Genomic DNA, 18,108 nt, shown 5'->3' with positions numbered 1-18,108 from the left:
GAAAGGAAGGCGGCGATGCCCGAAGGCACCGCCGCTCCATACCGCTGACTACGGTCAGAAGACGTAGCCGACGCCAACACGGACTACTGCGTCATCGCCCTTGGCTGCGGACACGCCGGCGTTGAAGTTCACCCGGCCGTTTTCACTCCAGCGCGACACACCGATACCCAATGCGACCTCACCTCGGTAGGTCGCGACACCCGCGTTGACCGCGGTGTGACCCGGCAAGTACGGCGTGACATTGATCAGCGCCGAGGCGGCTGCAATACCACGATTGGCTTGACGGTTCACGTGATCGATATCGCTGCTCAGGTTTTGCCACACGTCGTCAATCTGCGAGTCGGTGTAGTCGTTGGCCGCCTTCAACGTTGCCGCATCACCCGCCTGCATCATGCGCATGTTGACTGCATCGGTCGGAGCCGTGGCATCAGCGACGTTGGTGATGACTCGCTCATGACCCTGCGAACCCACAGACACCGAATTGGCACGATCGGCCACCGAACCGTTGCCCAGCGCCACCGAGTTGGTACCCGATGCTACCGCGCTATCGCCGAACGCCGAGGCCTGGTCACCGCTGGCGTTGGTGTTGTAACCCACCGCCACGCCCGGGCTGGTACCGGCATCGGCATTGGCCGGGTTCGGCGAACCATTGGCTGCGATGAACGGAGCCCGGCCACCACCATTGTTCTCGATGTTGGTAACTCGATTGTCGATGTTGGTGATCTGGCCCTGCAGCGAGTCACGCAGATCTGCAATCTGGGCACCGTTGACTGCCTCCTTACTATCCTTCGCGATTCGGCCCGGCGCCACGTTGGTCAGCAGCGTGCCGGTGGCACCAGCGAAGTTGACCTCCGTCTTGTTGCTGCCAGGCTTGTAGACCACGGCTTCCAACGCGTTGCCCTTGTCGTCGGTCAGACCCGAAACCTTGAACTTGGAGTCCACGGCCTTGAGCTGGCTGACGTTGACGGCATCGGTGTCGGATGCACCGGCCGCCAGGTTGGTGATGCGGCGCTCCTTGCCGGCCGAACCCACGGAGACCTCGCCGACCGCGGTCGCACCCGCCACCGTGCTCGGATTCGCATCCTTCGCCACATACGCGGCCTTGGTCAGATCCGCCGTGGTGGTGGAGTCCGCACCCAGGGCGACGGAGTTGGCAGCCGTGGCCTTGGCATTGGCACCCATGGCCACGGCATTGCTGCCGGTAGCCACGGCATCGTCGGTGTCATCCGCCTTGCCATTGGCCTTGAAGTAGCGGATGCCCTTGCCCTTGTAAGCCGGGTTGGGAATCTGCGGTCCGCTCGGGTTGTTCGGGTCCGGAATGGTCGGCTGCTGGTCGGCCGGATTACCGGTCAGGGCGTACATCTGCGCGCCGTTGATGGCATCGGTGCTGTTGGCCGTCACCGCGCCCTGATGGACGTTGCTGAGGGTGGTGCCACCGGTCTTGCCGCCGTCCGTGGACTTCGTACCGGCCAGGGTGACCTTGCCCTTGCTGCTACCCGCGTCATACGTCACGACATCGAGTATCGAGCCGTTGGGATCGGTGATGCCGGCGACCTTGAACTTGGAGTCCACGGACTTCAGCTGGCTGACGTTGACGGCATCGGTGTCGGATGCACCGGCCGCCAGGTTGGTGATGCGGCGCTCCTTGCCGGCCGAACCCAGCGACACCTCGCCGACCGCGGTTGCACCCGCCACCGTGCTCGGGTTCGCATCCTTCGCCACATACGCGGCCTTGGTCAGATCCGCCGTGGTGGTGGAGTCCGCACCCAGGGCGACCGAGTTGGCAGCCGTAGCCTTGGCGTTGGCGCCCATGGCCACGGCACCGGTGCCGGTAGCCACGGCATCGTCGGTGTCATCCGCCTTGCCATTGGCCTTGAAGTAGCGGATGCCACTGCCCTTGTACGCCGGGTTGGGAATCTGCGGTCCGCTCGGGTTGTTCGGGTCCGGAATGGTCGGCCGCTGGTCGGCCGGATTACCGGTCAGGGCGTACATCTGCGAACCGTTGATGGCATCGGTGCTGTTGGCCGTCACCGCGCCCTGGTGGACGTTGCTGAGGGTGGTGCCACCGGTCTTGCCACCGTCCGTGGACTTCGTACCGGCCAGGGTGACCTTGCCCTTGCTGCTACCGGCGTCATACGTCACGACATCGAGTATCGAGCCGTTGGGATCGGTGATGCCGGCGTCCTTGAACTTGGAGTCCACGGACTTGAGCTGGCTGACGTTGACCGCATCGGTGTCAGCCGAACCGGCCGCCAGGTTGGTGATGCGGCGCTCATTGTTGGCCGAACCCACCGAGACTTCGCCCTTGGAGGTCGCACCGGCCAACGCGAAGCTGGCGTACGGGTTGTAAGCCGCCGTGGTGTTGATGGCCGTGGTGGTGGAACCCGCACCCAAGGCGACCGAATTGGCCGCCGTGGCCTTGGCGTTGGCGCCCATGGCCACGGCACCGGTGCCGGTAGCCGATGCATCGTCCGTGTCATCCGCCTTGCCATTGGCCTTGAAGTAGCGGATGCCCTTGCCCTTGTAACCCGGATTGTTCGGGTCTTGCTGAGCCGGGTTGCCCGTCAACGCGTACACCTGCGAACCATTGATAGCATCGGTGCTACCTGCTGCTATGTTGCCTTGATGCAGGCCCGTCATGGTGGTGCCACCCGTCTTGCCGCCATCCGATGAACCTGCGCCCTGCAAGGTAACGATGGACTTGTCTGCGCCATCGTAGCGAACGGCGCCCGTGTCAATGCCACCGCCACCGCCACCGCCACTACTGGCGATCTTGGCGTCCACGGCCTGCAGCTGACTCAGATTGACCGCATCAGTGCCCACACGGCCAGCGGCCACGTTGGTGACGCGGCGTTCCTTGCCCGCCGAACCAACCGACACTTCACCGATGGCCTTGGGAGCCTGCAGTGCGTAGGTGCTGCCGGTAGGCAGCCAGCCCGCCGTCGCCAGGTTCGCCGCCGTTTCGGTGGTTGTAGCCCCCGCACCCAAGGCGACCGAGTTGGCAGTCGTGGCCTTGGCGTTGGCGCCCATGGCCACGGCGTTGCTGCCGGTAGCCACGGCATCGTCGGTGTCATCGGCCTTGCCATCAGCCTTGAAGTAGCGGATGCCCTTGCCCTTGTACGCCGGGTTGGGAATCTGCGGACCACTCGGGTTGGACGGGTCGGGGATGGTCGGCTGCTGGTCGGCCGGATTACCGGTCAGGGCGTACATCTGCGCGCCGTTGATGGCATCGGTGCTGTTGGCCGTCACTGCGCCCTGGTGGACGTTGCTGAGGGTGGTGCCACCGGTCTTGCCGCCGTCCGTGGACGCCGTTCCGGCCAGGGTGACCTTGCTCTTTTCCGCCGCGTCGTAGTGCACCGCCAAGGCATCAGTGCCCGTGCCACTGCCCACCTTGGACTCAAGCGACTTCAGCTGGCTGACGTTGACCGCATCGGTGTCAGCCGAACCGGCCGCCAGGTTGGTGATGCGGCGCTCATTGTTGGCCGAACCCACCGAGACTTCGCCCTTGGAGGTCGCACCGGCCAACGCAAAGCTGGCGTTCGGGTTGTAAGCCGCCGTGGTGTTGATGGCCGTGGTGGTGGAACCCGCACCCAAGGCGACCGAATTGGCCGCCGTAGCCTTGGCGTTGGCGCCCATGGCCACGGCACCGGTGCCGGTAGCCACGGCATCGTCGGTGTCATCCGCCTTGCCATTGGCCTTGAAGTAGCGGATGCCCTTGCCCTTGTAAGCCGGGTTGGGAATCTGCGGTCCGCTCGGGTTGTTCGGGTCCGGAATGGTCGGCTGCTGGTCGGCCGGATTACCGGTCAGGGCGTACATCTGCGCGCCGTTGATGGCATCGGTGCTGTTGGCCGTCACCGCGCCCTGATGGACGTTGCTGAGGGTGGTGCCACCGGTCTTGCCGCCGTCCGTGGACGGCGTACCAGCCAGGGTGACCTTGCTCTTTTCCGCCGCGTCGTAGTGCACCGCCAAGGCATCAGTGCCGGAGCCGCCACCGCTGGCGACCTTGGCCTCCACTGCTTTCAGCTGGCTGAGGTTGACTGCATCGGTGTCTTCCGCCGCCGCTGCAACATTGGTGACGCGGCGTTCCTTGCCGGCCGCACCGACCGACACTTGGCCATACGGGGTGAGCCCCTTCACGACGCCTGTAGCCGTACCCGTTGGGACATAGGCCGTCGTGGCCATGTTACCCGAAGTGATGGAGTCCGAGCCCAGCGCAACCGAGTTGGCCTTGCTGGCCGTTGCATTGGTGCCAATGGCCACCGCACTTTCACCGATCTCCGCTATCGCCAGGGAACCGATGGCCACACCGTTCTTGGCGCCATCCACCGTGGCATCGAAGCCAATGACCGTTGCATTGTCTGAGTTGGCGGTGGCGGTGGCGGAGTAGCCCACGGTCGTGATGTTTACCGACGTGCCGCCTGAACCGTAGCCAATGGCAGTGGAATTACCCAGCCCCAAAGTGGCGCCAGTACCCACCGCCACTGAGTTGTCGCCGATCGCGCTGGCACCCGGCCCCACAGCCAGGGTGTCAGTGCCACTTCCCGCGTTGGTGACCAGGCCGGCGGTGACGTTGCTGCTGACTTTGAGATAGTCCGTAGCCGCGCCGGCTGCTGCCTGGGGCGTCACCGCCAGCAATCGGCGGCTTCCAGCATTTTTGGCATCGGCAATGGCCTTATCCATCTGGGCCTTGTTAACCGCATCGGTGCCGTCAACGCCAGCGGCCACATTGGTGATACGGCGCTGGAAAAGGTTCTTGCGTCCCACCGACACCGTGTCGGCTGCATCGGCACGCGACCCGGCGCCCAGGGCAACGGCGTTGGTCACACTGGTCGAGGTGACGCCCGCGTCGAAACCGATGGCTGTACTGTTCGCCGCGTCGACCACCGCATTTGAACCGATGGCCGTAGCATTGAGTGCCCGAGCAGCGGTATTGCCGCCGAGAGCCATTGATTCACTTGCCGTGGCCTGTGCCTCGTTGCTGACGGAGACCACCTTGAAGTACTTGCTGGAGGCCGGGGTCGTGATGTTCTCGACCTTGCTGTTAAGCGCCTTCAACTGGCTGACGTTGACGGCATCGGTGTCGGATGCACCGGCCGCCAGGTTGGTGATGCGACGCTCATTGTTGGCCGAACCCACCGAGACTTCGCCCTTGGAGGTAGCACCCACCAGGGTGAAGCTGGCATTGGGGTTGAAAGCCGCCGTGGTGCTGACGGCCGTGGTGGTGGAACCCGCACCCAAGGCGACCGAATTGGCCGCCGTAGCCTTGGCGTTGGCGCCCATGGCCACGGCACCGGTGCCGGTAGCCACGGCATCGTCGGTGTCATCCGCCTTGCCATTGGCCTTGAAGTAGCGGATGCCACTGCCCTTGTACGCCGGGTTGGGAATCTGCGGTCCGCTCGGGTTGTTCGGGTCCGGAATGGTCGGCTGCTGGTCGGCCGGATTACCGGTCAGGGCGTACATCTGCGCGCCGTTGATGGCATCGGTGCTGTTGGCCGTCACCGCGCCCTGGTGGACGTTGCTGAGGGTGGTGCCACCGGTCTTGCCGCCGTCCGTGGACGGCGTACCAGCCAGGGTGACCTTGCTCTTTTCCGCCGCGTCGTAGTGCACCGCCAAGGCATCAGTGCCCGTGCCACTGCCCACCTTGGACTCGAGCGACTTCAGCTGGCTGACGTTGACCGCATCTGTGTCGGCCGAACCGGCCGCCAGGTTGGTGATGCGACGCTCATTGTTGGCCGAACCCACGGAGACTTCGCCCTTGGCCGTCGCGCCGCCAAGTGTGGAGCTGGCATTTGGCTTGTAAGCCGCCGCCGTGAGGTTAGCCGTCGTGGTGCTGGCCGTACCCAAAGCGACTGAGTTGACGGCAGTGGCTTGGGCGGCATTACCGATTGCGACAGAGTAATCGGCCTGGGCCAAGGCGCTGCTACCAAACGCCGAACTGCTCACACCCGACGCCTTGACGCTGTCACCGATGGCGGTGCTATCGGTATTTGTCGCCTGCGCGTTCCTGCCGATGGCCGCGGCCCGATCCTTGGTGGCCTGGGCAGCCTGGCCGATCGCGATGGACTGGGTGGCCGTGGCGCGCGAACTGGCGCCCAAAGCGGTACTGGAACTGCCGGTGGCTTGCGCGTCAAAACCAAGCGCCGAAGTGTTGGCGGACGTGGCCTGCGCGTTATAGCCCACCGCCGAGCCTTGGAGACCGCTGGCCTTGGCATTGCCACCTGCAGCCACGGTGCTGATGCCCGCCGCCTGGCTCGCGCGACCCAGGGCCAGCGCATCGGCCGTAGTGGCCTTAGCGTTGTAGCCCACAGCCGTCGCACCGGCTGCAGAGGCATGCGCGTCGTCCGCGGTCAGACCAGTGTCGTTGGTGCGGGCATACTTCACGCCAGCGCCATTGTTGCTGATGTAGGTATCGCTGGTGTCGCCGGCCACGTTGTACAACTGGCCACCATTGATGGCGTCCTTGCTGCTGGCGGCCACCGTGCCATCTGCCACGTTGATCAGCTTGCGCTCACCGGCCGTGCCCTTGAAGTCCACGGCCGTGCCATTGGTGTCCTTGCCCACCGTGATATTGGCGCCCGACGCGGCCTGCTGCACCAGGCCAATTTTGCCTTCCGTGATGTTGGTGGTGAGGTTGGTGACGTTCTGGTTGGTGGTGAACAGTTGGTTACCATTGACAGCGTCCTTACTGCCTGCAGCCAGCGTGCCATCTGCCACATCGGTGATCTTGTTGGGCGATACGCCGCCGTGCGCGGCGCTGAACGCGCCCTTGCCCGAGTCCCACTTGAGACTGTCGTTTGAAAGGTTGTTGAGCTGATTCATGTTGGCCGCGTCCGTGCCGTTGACGCCAGGCGCAAGGTCAGTGATGCGGTTATTCTGCATGCTCATGTTGTTCACAACATTGATGCCGGCATCACCCCTAATCTCAAGTTTCGCACCGTCAGCTTTTATCCGAGCTACCTGATCCTGCATTTGGTTGGTGCTCGAGATCTGCCAGGCAGACCCCGTCGAAGCATTCTGGTTTACACAGTCAGGATTGGTGTTCGAGATCACACCATTGTCAGACCTGATCCGTACGCCTTCCGGTCCGTCGTTACAGAGTCCCAAATAGGCCTCAGCCGCCATCGCCGGCCCGGAAGGCACCGTCATACCGCCCGCACCCACGGCTACGACCAAAGCAAGGGTACTTGCGCTGACCGCCGCCCCTGGCAGGGTCTTGCTCTTCTTCTTGCGGCCCTTGGCAAATTCCGATGCTACGACCCACTGGCCAAGTTCGGTACTCCACACAACACGGTATACGGTATTCATTCGATGCTTCCGAAATAAGGATTGAGAATCTTGCGAGCGCTCTTTCTGCGCACCAGCAGTCCACTTCCCCATTGAGTGGGGCTGCCGCAAACAGCAATTCTCGTCATCACGGTAGGAGTTGATATCGGAACCGTCTGAAATTGCCCCCATCCACGCTTGAATCACCGTCAAACTGTCATTGGGAAAGCACGGCCAATAATGGCCACAGGCATTTTGCAGATGACCCGAGCCGCTGAACTTCCTTACGTGTTTCCAGGCCGACTGGACGGCCGACCGTGGTTTGAAGGCGTTCTGTCCACGCAGCAGCTAGCGAATTCGGCGACGCAGTTGGCCCCCGCAAATGTGAAAAAGGCCGCTTGCGCGGCCTTCTTCGTTTCCCTGATTGCGCCGTTGTTACTGGCGCAGCGGCTGTAGTCGAATCTCCACCCGGCGGTTGAGCGCGCGGCCGGAATCGGTGTCGTTGCTGGCAATCGGATAACGCTTGCCCATGCCGACAATCTCGAAGCGCTCACGCACCAGGCCCTGTCCAATCAGATAATTGCCGACCGACGAGGCGCGCTGCTCGGACAGGCGCTGGTTGACCGCATCCGTGCCAATGCTGTCGGTATGGCCGGTCACTTCCACGATGGTCTGGTTGTACTGCTTGAGCGTGCTGGCGATATTGTTGAGGGCCGGATAGAACTGCGGCTTGAGTTCAGCCTTGCCGAAATCGAAGGTCACGCCATCGGGCAGGTTCAATTTGATCACATCGCCTTCGCGGGTTACGTCCACGCCGGTACCGGCGGTCTGTCGGCGTAGTTCGGCTTCCTGCCGATCCTGATAGGCACCGATGGCGCCGCCGGACAATGCACCCACACCCACGCCCACCAGTGCGCGTTGGCGACGTTCGGTGGCGTCGCTGCCACTCAACAAGCCCACCGCGGCACCGATGCCCGCGCCAATCAGGGCGCCGGTACGGGTACGGTTGGGGTCGTTGGGGTCGGAGGTCTGGCCGGTATAGCTGGCGCAGGAACTGGCCAGTACGGTGATGCCCAGGGCCAGCAAGGTGGTCTTGACCGCGTGTTGATTCATTCGACTTTCTCCTTCGTCTATGGGCCGGAGCCCGCCGTCATTCAGGGTCGTCAAGGTAGCGACTGCCGAATGTCCGTCAGGTGAAGAAGTGTCGAGCCCGTGCCCCCCTGTTCAGGCGGTCGTCGGCAACAGCGCGTCGGCCGCAGCCGCGTCCAGCGCATGCTCCCAGTTACCCATCAGGGCCAGATACAACAGCTTTTCAAATTCCGGCCCAAACCTGCGCATCACCGCATCGGGATCAGGCACCAGCCGCGCATCGCCAATCAGGCCAAAATGGACGCGGCCGTTGTAGCTGAGGATCGAAACACCCAGGCCGATGGAACCAGTTTGCGGCACCCAGAACATCATTTCCCGGACCCGGCTTCCGCCCATGTACAAAGGTTGCTGCGGACCCGGCACATTGGTCGCTACCGCCGTAGCCTTGCGGCTGAACAACTCCAGCGCCACGCCTTGCAGCGACGCCGGGGCCATGCCGAGCGCCGCCAGCAGGCCAAAGGCGACGATCGCCTGGCGGGAGTTCTTCAACTGGTTCATCGATTCGGTCACGCGTTCCAGTCGGCGCACCGGATTGGGTTCGCCCACTGGCAGCTCCAGGAACACCAGGCCGAAGTGGTTGCCCAGCTTCTTGGCGTGCTCGAGCGGCCGCAGATTCACCGGCACCGTGGCGCGCAGGGTAATGCCCTCCACTTCTTCGCCGCGTTCAATCAGGTACGCGCGCAGCGCACCTGCAGCCGTGGCCATCAGCACATCGTTGACCGTACAGTCGCAGGCACGCCCCACGGCTTTGACTTCGTCCAGTTCCAACGGCTCGGCCCAGGCGACCCGCTTGCTGACGCCCAGCGGCCCACGCAGCAAGGTAGGCGGATCATCCGGCAAGGCCAGCGCGGTGAGCAGTTCGCGGCCGATCTCGCCGCCCTCCTTCGCCAGCATGGTGGCCAGGGTGGGATCACGGTACATCTCCATGCCCTTGCCGAGCATCTTGCCGCCCAGCTGCACATAGCGATCCACTGCGCCAACCCGGCGGACCACTTCCACGCCGTCCTTCTTCAACCAGGCCGCGCGCAGTTCGCTGCTCTTTTCCGGCTTGCGGGTGGTATCGGTCAGCGACAACAACACCTGCACCAGCGCAATGCCGTCGGCATAGCTGTGGTGGATGCGCGCCACCAGCGCCGAGCCACCGCGATAGCGCTCCACCAGGTGGAATTGCCACAGCGGCTTGCTGCGATCCAGCGGCGTGGAGGCCATCTGGCTGACAAAACGCTCCAGCGCCCGCTTCTCGGAGCGCGCATCGGTGCGGCCGGGCAACGCCGACAAGCGCACATGCCAGTCGAAATCGAACTGCGCATCCTCCACCCAGGCCGCACCCGTCGGCCCGTCCACTGCTTTCTGCCGAAAGCGTGGATAGGCCAGGAATCGTTTACGCACCACCTGTTTGAGCTTCTCCAGCGTCATCGGCTCATCAAACATGAGCACGCCGGTGATCATCATGGGATTGGTCGGCCGGCACATGCGCAACCAGGCGGTATCGACCCGCGACATCGGTTCGCGGCGCGGCCTGGCTGGTTTCTTCTGGGTTGCCATGCACCCTCCCCTCGCTCTGCCGCGAGTGAAGCACGGCCCGCGAGAAGGCGTCAAACCGGCGCATAGCGCCGGCGCGCTCAGTCCTTGCTGGCGGCGTAAGCGGCCAGCGCCGCTTCCCTGCCCTCGGCCAGATCCACCAGCGGTTGCCTCGGATAGTCGGGCGCCAGCCGCTGGGCCAACTCGGGACTCAACCAGGGCGCGAAGCGCTCCTTTACCGGCAGCGCCTGCAGTTCCGGCACCCAGCGGGCGATGTACTCGGCCTTGGGATCGAAGCGCTGCGCCTGAGTCACCGGATTGAATACGCGGAAGTACGGCGAAGCATCGGCGCCCGTGCCGGCGGTCCATTGCCAGCCCAGGGTGTTGTTGGCCAAATCGGCATCCACCAGCGTGTCCCAGAACCAGCGTGCGCCCTCCAGCCAGTGATAGCGAAGATGCTTGCACAGGTAGCTGGCGACGATCATGCGCACCCGGTTGTGCATGTAGCCAGTGGCCCAGAGTTCGCGCAGTCCGGCATCGACTATCGGTACACCGGTCCGTCCTTGTTGCCACGCACGCAGGGCGGCGTCGTCAACGCGAGCCCAGTTGAAATGCTCGAAGCGCGGATTGAGGTTTTCGTTCGGTGTTTGCGGAAAATGATGCAGCAGGTGGTAGGCGAACTCGCGCCAACCCAACTCGCGCACATAAGCATCGACATGACGCGCATTGGCGGCGGTGCATGCCTGCTGCAAGGCATGCACCACACGCCATACTGCAATCTCGCCGAAATGAAGATGTGGCGACAGCCGAGAAGTGCCGATGCGATCCGGGCGATCGCGATCTTCGCTGTAACCGTTCAACGCGCCATCGATGAAGATTTCCAGCGCTTCATGTGCACCGGCTTCACCGGGTTGCCAGTGTTCCCAGAAGCTTTCGTCCCAGCGCGGCCGCGGCTGCAAGCCCAAGGCGTCAATCGACACGTGGCCGTCCAGCGTTGGCGGCTCTGGCAAGCGTACCGGCGCGGTCCACGGTGCAGGCAGGCGCAAATTCGCCTGCGCATTCTTCCAGAACGGTGTGAACACCTTGTAAGGCCCGCCACTCTGCGTGGCCATGTCCCAAGGCTCGAACATCAACGTGCCATTGAAGCTCTCCACCTCGACGCCCGATTCGCGCAGGCGCCGCTTCAAGGCCGCATCACGCGCCTGCGTGGCCGGCTCGTACTTGCGATTCCAGAACACCGCCTGCGCGCCGCTCCGGCGCAACAGGCGGTCGAGGGCCCCGTCCGTGGGGCCCGTGCACACGTGCAGCGCCGAACCGCGCTGTTCCAGTTCCTGCTGCAAGGCTTGCAGCGAACGGTGCCGCCAGGCATCGGAGGCGGCGCCGGGAGCCCAGGCACCCTCTTCCTCGGGTGCGTGGATGTAGACGGGAACCGGCGTATGGCCGGCTTCCAACGCCGCCCTCAGCGCTGGCTGGTCATCCAGGCGCAAATCGTGGCGGAACCAGACCAGGGCGAGGCTCATGTCGCCTTATTCGAAACTGCCAATCGAATCGTGCGAGAGATTGTCGAAACGGGTGTACTCGCCAAAGAACTTGAGCTTGCAGCTGCCGGTGGGACCGCTACGTTGCTTGCCGATGATGATCTCGGCCAGGCCCTTGTCCGGCGAATTTTCCTTGTTGTAGTAATCGTCGCGGTAGATGAAGACGATCATGTCGGCGTCCTGCTCGATGGCGCCTGATTCGCGCAAGTCGGCCATCACCGGACGCTTGTCGGTACGGGTTTCCAGCGAGCGGTTGAGCTGCGACAGCGCAATCACCGGCACGTTCAATTCCTTGGCCAGGCCCTTGAGCGAACGCGAGATCTCGGAGATTTCGGTGGCGCGGTTTTCGCTGTTGCCCGGCACCGACATCAGCTGCAGGTAGTCGATGACGATCAGGCCCAGGTCGTGTTCGCGCTTGAGACGGCGCGCCTTGGAGCGCAGCACGTCCGGCGACAGGCCCGGCGTATCGTCGATGAAGATCTTGGTTTCCTTGAGCATGCGGATCGCGCTGGTGACGCGACTCCAGTCCTCGTCTTCCAGCTGGCCGGTACGCAGGCGGGTGGCGTTGACCCGGCCATTGGAGGAGATCAGGCGCAATGCCAGCTGCGCCGCGGACATTTCCATCGAGAACACGGCCACCGCCTTCTTCGACTTGATCGCGGCGAACTCGGCGATGTTCAGGGCGAAGGTGGTCTTGCCCATGGCCGGACGCGCGGCCAGGATGATCAAGTCGGTGGGTTGCAGGCCGGCGGTCATCTCGTCGAAATCGGTGTAGCCGCTGGGCAGGCCGGTGACGTTGCCACCGTTCTCGAAGCGGTTCTGCAGGACTTCGAATGCGTCCTTCAGCGCGGTGTTCATGCCGACGAAATCGGTGCGGCCACGCGCACCGGCCTCGGCAATGGCAAACACCTTCTGCTCGGCCATGGCAAGCATCTCGGCGCTTTCCTTGCCCTCGGGCTGGAAGGCGTCGTTGACGATGTCGGTACCGACATCGATCAGCTGCCGCATCACCGCCTTGTCGCGCACGATTTCCGCGTAAGCGGTGATGTTGGCGGCCGAGGGCGTGCTGCTGGCCAGTTCGATCAGGTAGGCGCCGCCCGCGACTTGCTCGAGATGTCCCTGCGACTCGAACCATTCGCCCAGGGTCACCGCGTCATAGGGACGGTTGCGCTCGGCAAGTTCGCAGATGGCCCGATAGATCAGCTGATGATCACGCCGGTAGAAGTCCTTGTCGGTCAGCTTGTCGTTGATGCGGTCGTAGGCTTCCTGCGACAGCATCAAGCCACCCAGCACCGCCTGTTCCGCATCAATCGAGTGCGGAGGCAACCGCAACTGCTCGATGCGCGCATCCTGCGGGTCGTTGCGGAAACCGGGGCGTGCGGACATGGGCGGGGACGACTCCTGTGGCCGTGGTGATAGGGAGGGAAGTACAGGCAACGCGAAAGCAGGCATGGTATGTCGCTGCGCTCGGCGGGGGTTGCAGATAAGTCTGTGGATATCCTGAGGGCATCTCAGACGCTGCGACTGGAGGTGGCTCCGCCTGTCGGAACCGCTCCGGTCTGGAAAACAAAACAGGCGCCTTGCGGCGCCTGCTCAGTGCGAACCGCTGCCCTGGACTCAGGCTTCGGCTTCGACCACCACCTTGACGGTGATTTCGACGTCGGCGTGCAGCTTGACCAGCACGTCGTACTCGCCAATGTTGCGCAGCGGGCCTTCGCCCATCACGACTTCGCTCTTTTCCAGCGGGAAGCCGGCAGCGGTGAAGGCGTCGGCGATATCGCGCGGACCCACCGAACCGAACAGCTTGCCTTCGGTCGAGGCGTTGGCCTTGACCGTCACGCTGGCGCCTTCCAGCTTGGCGCTGCGGCTTTCAGCTTCGTCGTGCGAGGCCTTGGCCTTGGCTTCGTAGTCGGCGCGCTTGGCTTCGAACTCGGCCAGGTTGGCAGCGGTGGCCGGCACGGCCTTGCCCTGCGGCACCAGGAAGTTGCGGCCGTAGCCCGGCTTCACGTTGACCTTGTCGCCGAGGACGCCGAGGTTGGTCACTTTCTGCAGAAGAATCAGTTGCATGGTTTTCTCTCAATTCGTTAGCGGACCGTGCGGCCCGCAGCGCGAGGGCTGTCCGAATGGATGGCTCAGACGTCGTGGTTGTCGGTGTACGGGATCAGCGCCAGGAAACGGGCGCGCTTGACCGCCGTGGCCAGCTGGCGCTGGTAACGCGACTTGGTGCCGGTGACGCGGCTCGGGACAATCTTGCCGGTCTCGGTCAGGTACTGGCGCAGGGTGTTGAGATCCTTGTAGTCGATCTCTTTCACGCCTTCGGCGGTGAACTTGCAGAACTTGCGGCGACGGAAGAACTTGGACATGGGTGTGCTCCTCAGGCGGCTTCGGCGTTGTCGGCGGCGGCGTCGTTGCTGCCCTCGCCTTCGTCATCATCACGACGGCGGCGCTCGCCGCGCTCGCCCTTGTCGCCCTTCTCGTCCTTGTTCTTCATGATCAGGGACTGCTCGGTGTCGGCGTCATCGCGCTTGATCACCAGGTGACGCAGGATGGCGTCGTTGAAACGGAACAGCTCGACCAGCTCGTTCATCACGGCCTGGTCGGCTTCGATGTTGAGCAGGACGTAGTGGGCCTTGACCAGGTTCTGGATCGGGTAGGCCAGCTGACGGCGGCCCCAGTCTTCCAGACGGTGGATTTTGCCGCTGCCATTCTCGACGAGGCTCTTGTAGCGCTCGATCATGGCCGGCACCTGCTCGCTCTGGTCCGGGTGGACCAGGAACACGACTTCATAGTGACGCATCGTTGTATACCTTTCGGATGTGGGCCCGGCAAAGCACCGGGCGGACAGCTCCCCGTCGTTGCAGCACGCGGTGGAGCAAGGGCTCCTTGGCAGCCAGAGGCCGCAAGGAGCCGGAAATTATGTCAGCTCAATGGCTTGCAGGCAAATCCCGGCCCTTCTGACCCGCCATCCAGGCGTCCATGTGCCGCTCCAGGGTCTCCAGCGGCACCGAGCCGGTGTTGAGCACCTCGTCATTGAAGGCGCGCAGGTCGAACTTCGGCCCGAGGGTGGTCGCAGCCTTCTCACGAAGCTCTGAGATTTTGAGCTGGCCAATCTTGTAGGCCAGCGCCTGACCCGGCCAGGCGATATAGCGGTCAATCTCGTTGACGATGTCCTGGTCGGTCTTGGCGGCATTGGCCTTGAAGTAGGCAATGGCCTGTTCCCGGCTCCAGCCCATCGAGTGCATGCCGGTGTCCACCACCAGCCGCACGGCCCGCCACATGTCATAGGTCAGCTGGCCGAAGCGGTCATAGGGGTCGTCGTACAGGCCCATGTCATAGCCCAGGCGTTCGGCGTACAAGCCCCAGCCTTCGCCATAGGCGACGAAATAGGCCGTCTTGCGGAACATCGGCATGTCCGGCAATTCGATGCCGCGCGACATCTGGAAATGGTGGCCCGGCACCGCTTCGTGCAGCGACAGCGCCATCATTTCCCACTTCGGCCGCGACTCCGGCTTGTACAGGTTGACGTAGTAGAAGCCGGCGCGGCTGCCATCGGCGGCGCCCGGCTGGTAGTAGGCCGTGGTGGTATCCGGCGCCACGTTGTCCGGAATCGGCCGCACGCCGTACGGCAGGCGCGGAATGGTGTGGAAGACCTTCACCAGTTCCGGATCGATGCGCTTGGACAGCGCCTGGTAGGCGGTGAACAGTTCTTCCGGAGTCTTGTAGAAAAAGCGCGGGTCGCTGCGCAAGTGATCGAAGAACGCGGGCAGGTCACCCTTGAAGCTCACCTGCCCCTTGATGTTCTCCATCTCGGCGCGGATGCGCGCCACTTCCTTCAGGCCCAGAGCGTGGATTTGCTTCGGCGTGAGCGGGGTCGTGGTGTAGTACGCGGCCAATGCGGCGTAGTAGTCCTGGCCGTCGGGCAAGGCGCTGATCGCGATGGTGTCGCGGCTGGCCGGCAGGTAGGTCTGCACGAAGTAGGCCTGCAGCTTGCGGTAGGCCGGCACGATTTCGTTGCTGATCAGCTTTTTGGCATCGCCCTGCAAGGCCGCGCGATCGGCCTCGGAGATGGTGTCGGGAAACTTCTGGAAGGCCCGGTAGAACGGGCTTTTGCCAGGGTCATCGACGATCTGCGCGGCAATTTGCCCCTGCACGCGCTCCATCAGCACGCGCGGCGGCATGTAGCCGGCCGCCTGCCCCTTCTGCATCAGCACCAGAATCTGCTCGACCCAGGTGTCGATGCCGCCCATGCGCGACAACCACTTGCGGTAGTCACCGGTGTTCTCGAACGGCACGATCTCGGCCATGCCATCGGCCAACTGCACGCCGACCTGGTGGCTCAGCGGCAGCAGTTCCTCGTGGAAGCGCTGGCGCGAGACGGCCTGCTGCAGGTTCCACTCGAAGGTGTCGTAGTTGAGCTGGTCGGCCGGCGTCAGGCCGTCGCGGCCGATCGCATGCAGGCGCTGAAGCGCAGACTTGTCGGCCTCCGCGCGCCTGCCGATGGCGGCCAGCGAGTAGTCGGTCCAGCGATCGTTGTAGCGCACGTCGCCGTTGTAGCTGGCGTTTTCAGGGCTGTCACTGAGCCCGCGCTCCCACTCTTCGGCAAACAGTTTTTCCAGTGCGGCATGCTTGTCGACGGCGACCTGCGCGTGCAGCGGCGCGATGCCACCCAGCGCCAATGCGGCAACCAGGCAAAGTGTTCGGACCATGGGACTCTCCCCCGGGGAAAGTCGGCAAGCTTATCCGGAGCCACGCGCTCCGGGCAGTGTCAAGCGCTACCCTGCCCGGCTCAGGCCACGTCGGCCTGGGTGGTGAAGCTCTCGCCGCAGCCGCACTCGGCGGTGGCATTGGGATTGCGAAACAGGAAGGTCTCACCCAGGCCCTGCTTGGCGAAGTCGATCTCGGTGCCATCCACCAGCGGCAGGCTGGTCGGGTCCACATAGATGCGCACGCCCTCGAAGGTGAAGACCTGATCGCCCTCGCGCTCTTCCAGCGCCAGATCGGCCACATGGCCCCAACCGGAGCAGCCGGTGCGGGTCACGCCAAAACGCAGGCCCAGCGCAGCCGGGTTCTGCGCCAGGAAGTGCTGGACGCGGTCAAGGGCGACAGGGGTCAGGCTGATGGACATGAAAATCTCCAGGCGATGCGCGAATTATAGGCCGGTGGCAGTCCGCTGCGGCCCGGCTCCGGTAAACTCCACCGTTCCATAAATGGTTCTGTTACCGAAGGATTCAAGCTATGACGGTGGTGAGCGTCGAACATGCGCTGGCGGGCAAGATCCCGGCCGGCGGCGAGGTCACGGTACGCGGCTGGGTGCGCACGCGGCGCGATTCCAAGGCGGGCCTGTCTTTCGTCAATGTCAGCGATGGCTCCTGCTTCGCCTCGATCCAGGTGGTGGCCAACAACACCCTGGACAACTACGAATCCGAAGTGAAGCACCTGAGCACCGGCTGCGCGGTCATCGCCACCGGCACCCTGGTCGCTTCGCAGGGCCAGGGCCAGAGCTTTGAAATCCAGGCCAGCAAGCTGGAAGTGGTCGGCTGGGTCGAGGATCCGCTGACCTACCCGATGCAGCCCAAGCAGCACAGCCTGGAATACCTGCGCGAATTCGCCCACCTGCGTCCGCGCACCAACCTGTTCGGTGCGGTCACCCGCATCCGCAACTGCCTGTCGCAGGCCGTGCACCGCTTCTTCCACGAGCGCGGCTTCAACTGGATCAGCACGCCGATCATCACCACCTCCGACGCCGAAGGCGCCGGCCAGATGTTCCGCGTCTCCACGCTGGATATGGCCAACCTGCCGCGCACCGCGAGCGGCGAGGTCGATTTCTCGCGCGATTTCTTCGGCAAGGAAACCTTCCTGACCGTGTCCGGCCAGCTCAACGTCGAGGCCTACTGCCTGTCGCTGAGCAAGGTCTACACCTTCGGCCCGACCTTCCGCGCCGAGAACAGCAATACCACTCGCCATCTGGCCGAGTTCTGGATGATCGAACCGGAGATCGCCTTCGCCGATCTGGCCGAGGACGCCGACCTGGCCGAAGAATTCCTGAAGTACCTGTTCCGCGCCGTGCTCAACGAGCGTGGCGACGACATGGCCTTCATCGCCGAGCGCGTGCAGCCGGACGCCATCACCCGCCTGGAAACCTTCATCAACGCGCCGTTCGAGCGCATCGACTACAGCGAGGCGATCAGCCTGCTGCAGAAGTCGGGCAAGAAGTTCGAGTTCCCGGTCGAATGGGGCCTGGATCTGCAGACCGAACACGAGCGCTGGCTGACCGAGCAGCACGTCGGCCGGCCGGTGGTGGTGATGAACTACCCCGAGCACTTCAAGGCCTTCTACATGCGCCTGAACGACGACGGCAAGACCGTCGCCGCGATGGACGTGCTGGCGCCGGGCATCGGCGAGATCATAGGCGGCAGCCAGCGCGAAGAACGCCTGGACGTGCTGGACGCGCGCATGGCGCAGTTCGGCCTGGACCCGGCGCATTACGGCTGGTACCGCGACTTCCGCCGCTACGGCACGGTGCCGCACGCCGGCTTTGGCCTGGGCTTCGAACGCCTGGTGGTGTACGTCTGCGGCCTGGCCAACATCCGCGACTCCATCCCCTACCCGCGCGCGCCCGGCAGCGCGGAGTTCTGAT

Annotated in this window: 11 protein-coding genes and 1 pseudogene; 1 reads left to right on the top strand and 11 read right to left on the bottom strand. The window is 63.9% G+C overall.

Going from position 1 to position 18,108, the window contains the following annotated elements; translation table 11 throughout:
• Positions 1-54: 54 nt before the first annotated feature.
• The 11 genes and pseudogenes from B5X78_RS18750 to B5X78_RS17585 form a co-directional block, all read right to left on the bottom strand.
• Entirely contained in the window at positions 55-6,885 is a 6,831-nt protein-coding gene (locus B5X78_RS18750; RefSeq protein ID WP_244898568.1) for a YadA-like family protein, read from the bottom strand.
• 288 nt (positions 6,886-7,173) lie between these two features.
• Positions 7,174-7,305 (bottom strand): annotated as a pseudogene (locus tag B5X78_RS18935) (ESPR domain-containing protein); the annotation flags it as partial.
• A 393-nt stretch (positions 7,306-7,698) separates the two neighbouring features.
• On the bottom strand, positions 7,699-8,376 hold the full coding sequence (locus B5X78_RS17625; RefSeq protein WP_079726034.1) for a YiaD family glycine zipper/OmpA-like lipoprotein: 678 nt from the start codon (positions 8,374-8,376) through the stop codon (positions 7,699-7,701).
• Positions 8,377-8,487: 111 nt separating this feature from the next.
• Complete coding sequence (locus tag B5X78_RS17620) at positions 8,488-9,957, bottom strand: WS/DGAT/MGAT family O-acyltransferase (protein ID WP_079726033.1); 1,470 nt, start codon at positions 9,955-9,957, stop codon at positions 8,488-8,490.
• 77 nt (positions 9,958-10,034) lie between these two features.
• Entirely contained in the window at positions 10,035-11,453 is a 1,419-nt protein-coding gene (locus B5X78_RS17615; protein ID WP_079726032.1) for a cryptochrome/photolyase family protein, read from the bottom strand.
• A gap of 6 nt (positions 11,454-11,459) precedes the next feature.
• Positions 11,460-12,857 carry a replicative DNA helicase gene (locus B5X78_RS17610; RefSeq protein ID WP_079726031.1) on the bottom strand — a complete coding sequence of 466 codons (1,398 nt, stop codon included), beginning with the start codon at positions 12,855-12,857 and terminating at the stop codon, positions 11,460-11,462.
• 231 nt (positions 12,858-13,088) lie between these two features.
• Positions 13,089-13,538 carry a 50S ribosomal protein L9 gene (rplI, locus tag B5X78_RS17605; RefSeq protein WP_079726030.1) on the bottom strand — a complete coding sequence of 150 codons (450 nt, stop codon included), beginning with the start codon at positions 13,536-13,538 and terminating at the stop codon, positions 13,089-13,091.
• A gap of 65 nt (positions 13,539-13,603) precedes the next feature.
• Positions 13,604-13,834: a 30S ribosomal protein S18 gene (gene rpsR, locus B5X78_RS17600; protein WP_079726029.1), complete on the bottom strand. Its 231-nt coding sequence runs from the start codon at positions 13,832-13,834 to the stop codon at positions 13,604-13,606.
• Between the two features lie 11 nt (positions 13,835-13,845).
• Entirely contained in the window at positions 13,846-14,268 is a 423-nt protein-coding gene (gene rpsF, locus B5X78_RS17595; RefSeq protein ID WP_079726028.1) for a 30S ribosomal protein S6, read from the bottom strand.
• 127 nt (positions 14,269-14,395) lie between these two features.
• Positions 14,396-16,177, bottom strand: coding sequence for a DUF885 domain-containing protein (locus B5X78_RS17590; protein ID WP_079726027.1), 1,782 nt, complete (start codon positions 16,175-16,177; stop codon positions 14,396-14,398).
• 80 nt (positions 16,178-16,257) lie between these two features.
• The gene (locus B5X78_RS17585) at positions 16,258-16,596 is read right to left on the bottom strand and encodes a HesB/IscA family protein (protein ID WP_079726026.1); all 339 of its coding nucleotides are present in this window, start codon (positions 16,594-16,596) and stop codon (positions 16,258-16,260) included.
• A 110-nt stretch (positions 16,597-16,706) separates the two neighbouring features.
• Here B5X78_RS17585 and asnS point away from each other — a divergent pair, with 110 nt between their 5' ends.
• Positions 16,707-18,107 carry an asparagine--tRNA ligase gene (asnS, locus tag B5X78_RS17580; protein ID WP_079726025.1) on the top strand — a complete coding sequence of 467 codons (1,401 nt, stop codon included), beginning with the start codon at positions 16,707-16,709 and terminating at the stop codon, positions 18,105-18,107.
• The last annotated feature ends 1 nt before the right edge of the window (position 18,108 follow it).

This window comes from Pseudoxanthomonas indica, from assembly GCF_900167565.1.
In the GTDB taxonomy this organism is placed as follows: Bacteria; Pseudomonadota; Gammaproteobacteria; order Xanthomonadales; family Xanthomonadaceae; genus Pseudoxanthomonas_A; species Pseudoxanthomonas_A indica.
The sequence above is the reverse complement of the archived record's forward strand: the minus strand, read 5'-3'. Positions and strand labels throughout refer to the sequence as shown.

Excerpts from the sequence above, each read along its gene's own strand:
- B5X78_RS17610 (WP_079726031.1), bottom strand. The coding sequence starts at position 12,857 with ATGTCCGCACGCCCCGGTTTCCGCAACGACCCGCAGGATGCGCGCATC.
- B5X78_RS17620 (WP_079726033.1), bottom strand. The coding sequence starts at position 9,957 with ATGGCAACCCAGAAGAAACCAGCCAGGCCGCGCCGCGAACCGATGTCG.
- B5X78_RS18750 (WP_244898568.1), bottom strand. The coding sequence starts at position 6,885 with ATGAGCATGCAGAATAACCGCATCACTGACCTTGCGCCTGGCGTCAAC.
- B5X78_RS17585 (WP_079726026.1), bottom strand. The coding sequence starts at position 16,596 with ATGTCCATCAGCCTGACCCCTGTCGCCCTTGACCGCGTCCAGCACTTC.
- B5X78_RS17615 (WP_079726032.1), bottom strand. The coding sequence starts at position 11,453 with ATGAGCCTCGCCCTGGTCTGGTTCCGCCACGATTTGCGCCTGGATGAC.
- asnS (WP_079726025.1), top strand. The coding sequence starts at position 16,707 with ATGACGGTGGTGAGCGTCGAACATGCGCTGGCGGGCAAGATCCCGGCC.
- B5X78_RS17590 (WP_079726027.1), bottom strand. The coding sequence starts at position 16,177 with ATGGTCCGAACACTTTGCCTGGTTGCCGCATTGGCGCTGGGTGGCATC.
- rpsR (WP_079726029.1), bottom strand. The coding sequence starts at position 13,834 with ATGTCCAAGTTCTTCCGTCGCCGCAAGTTCTGCAAGTTCACCGCCGAA.
- B5X78_RS17625 (WP_079726034.1), bottom strand. The coding sequence starts at position 8,376 with ATGAATCAACACGCGGTCAAGACCACCTTGCTGGCCCTGGGCATCACC.
- rplI (WP_079726030.1), bottom strand. The coding sequence starts at position 13,538 with ATGCAACTGATTCTTCTGCAGAAAGTGACCAACCTCGGCGTCCTCGGC.
- rpsF (WP_079726028.1), bottom strand. The coding sequence starts at position 14,268 with ATGCGTCACTATGAAGTCGTGTTCCTGGTCCACCCGGACCAGAGCGAG.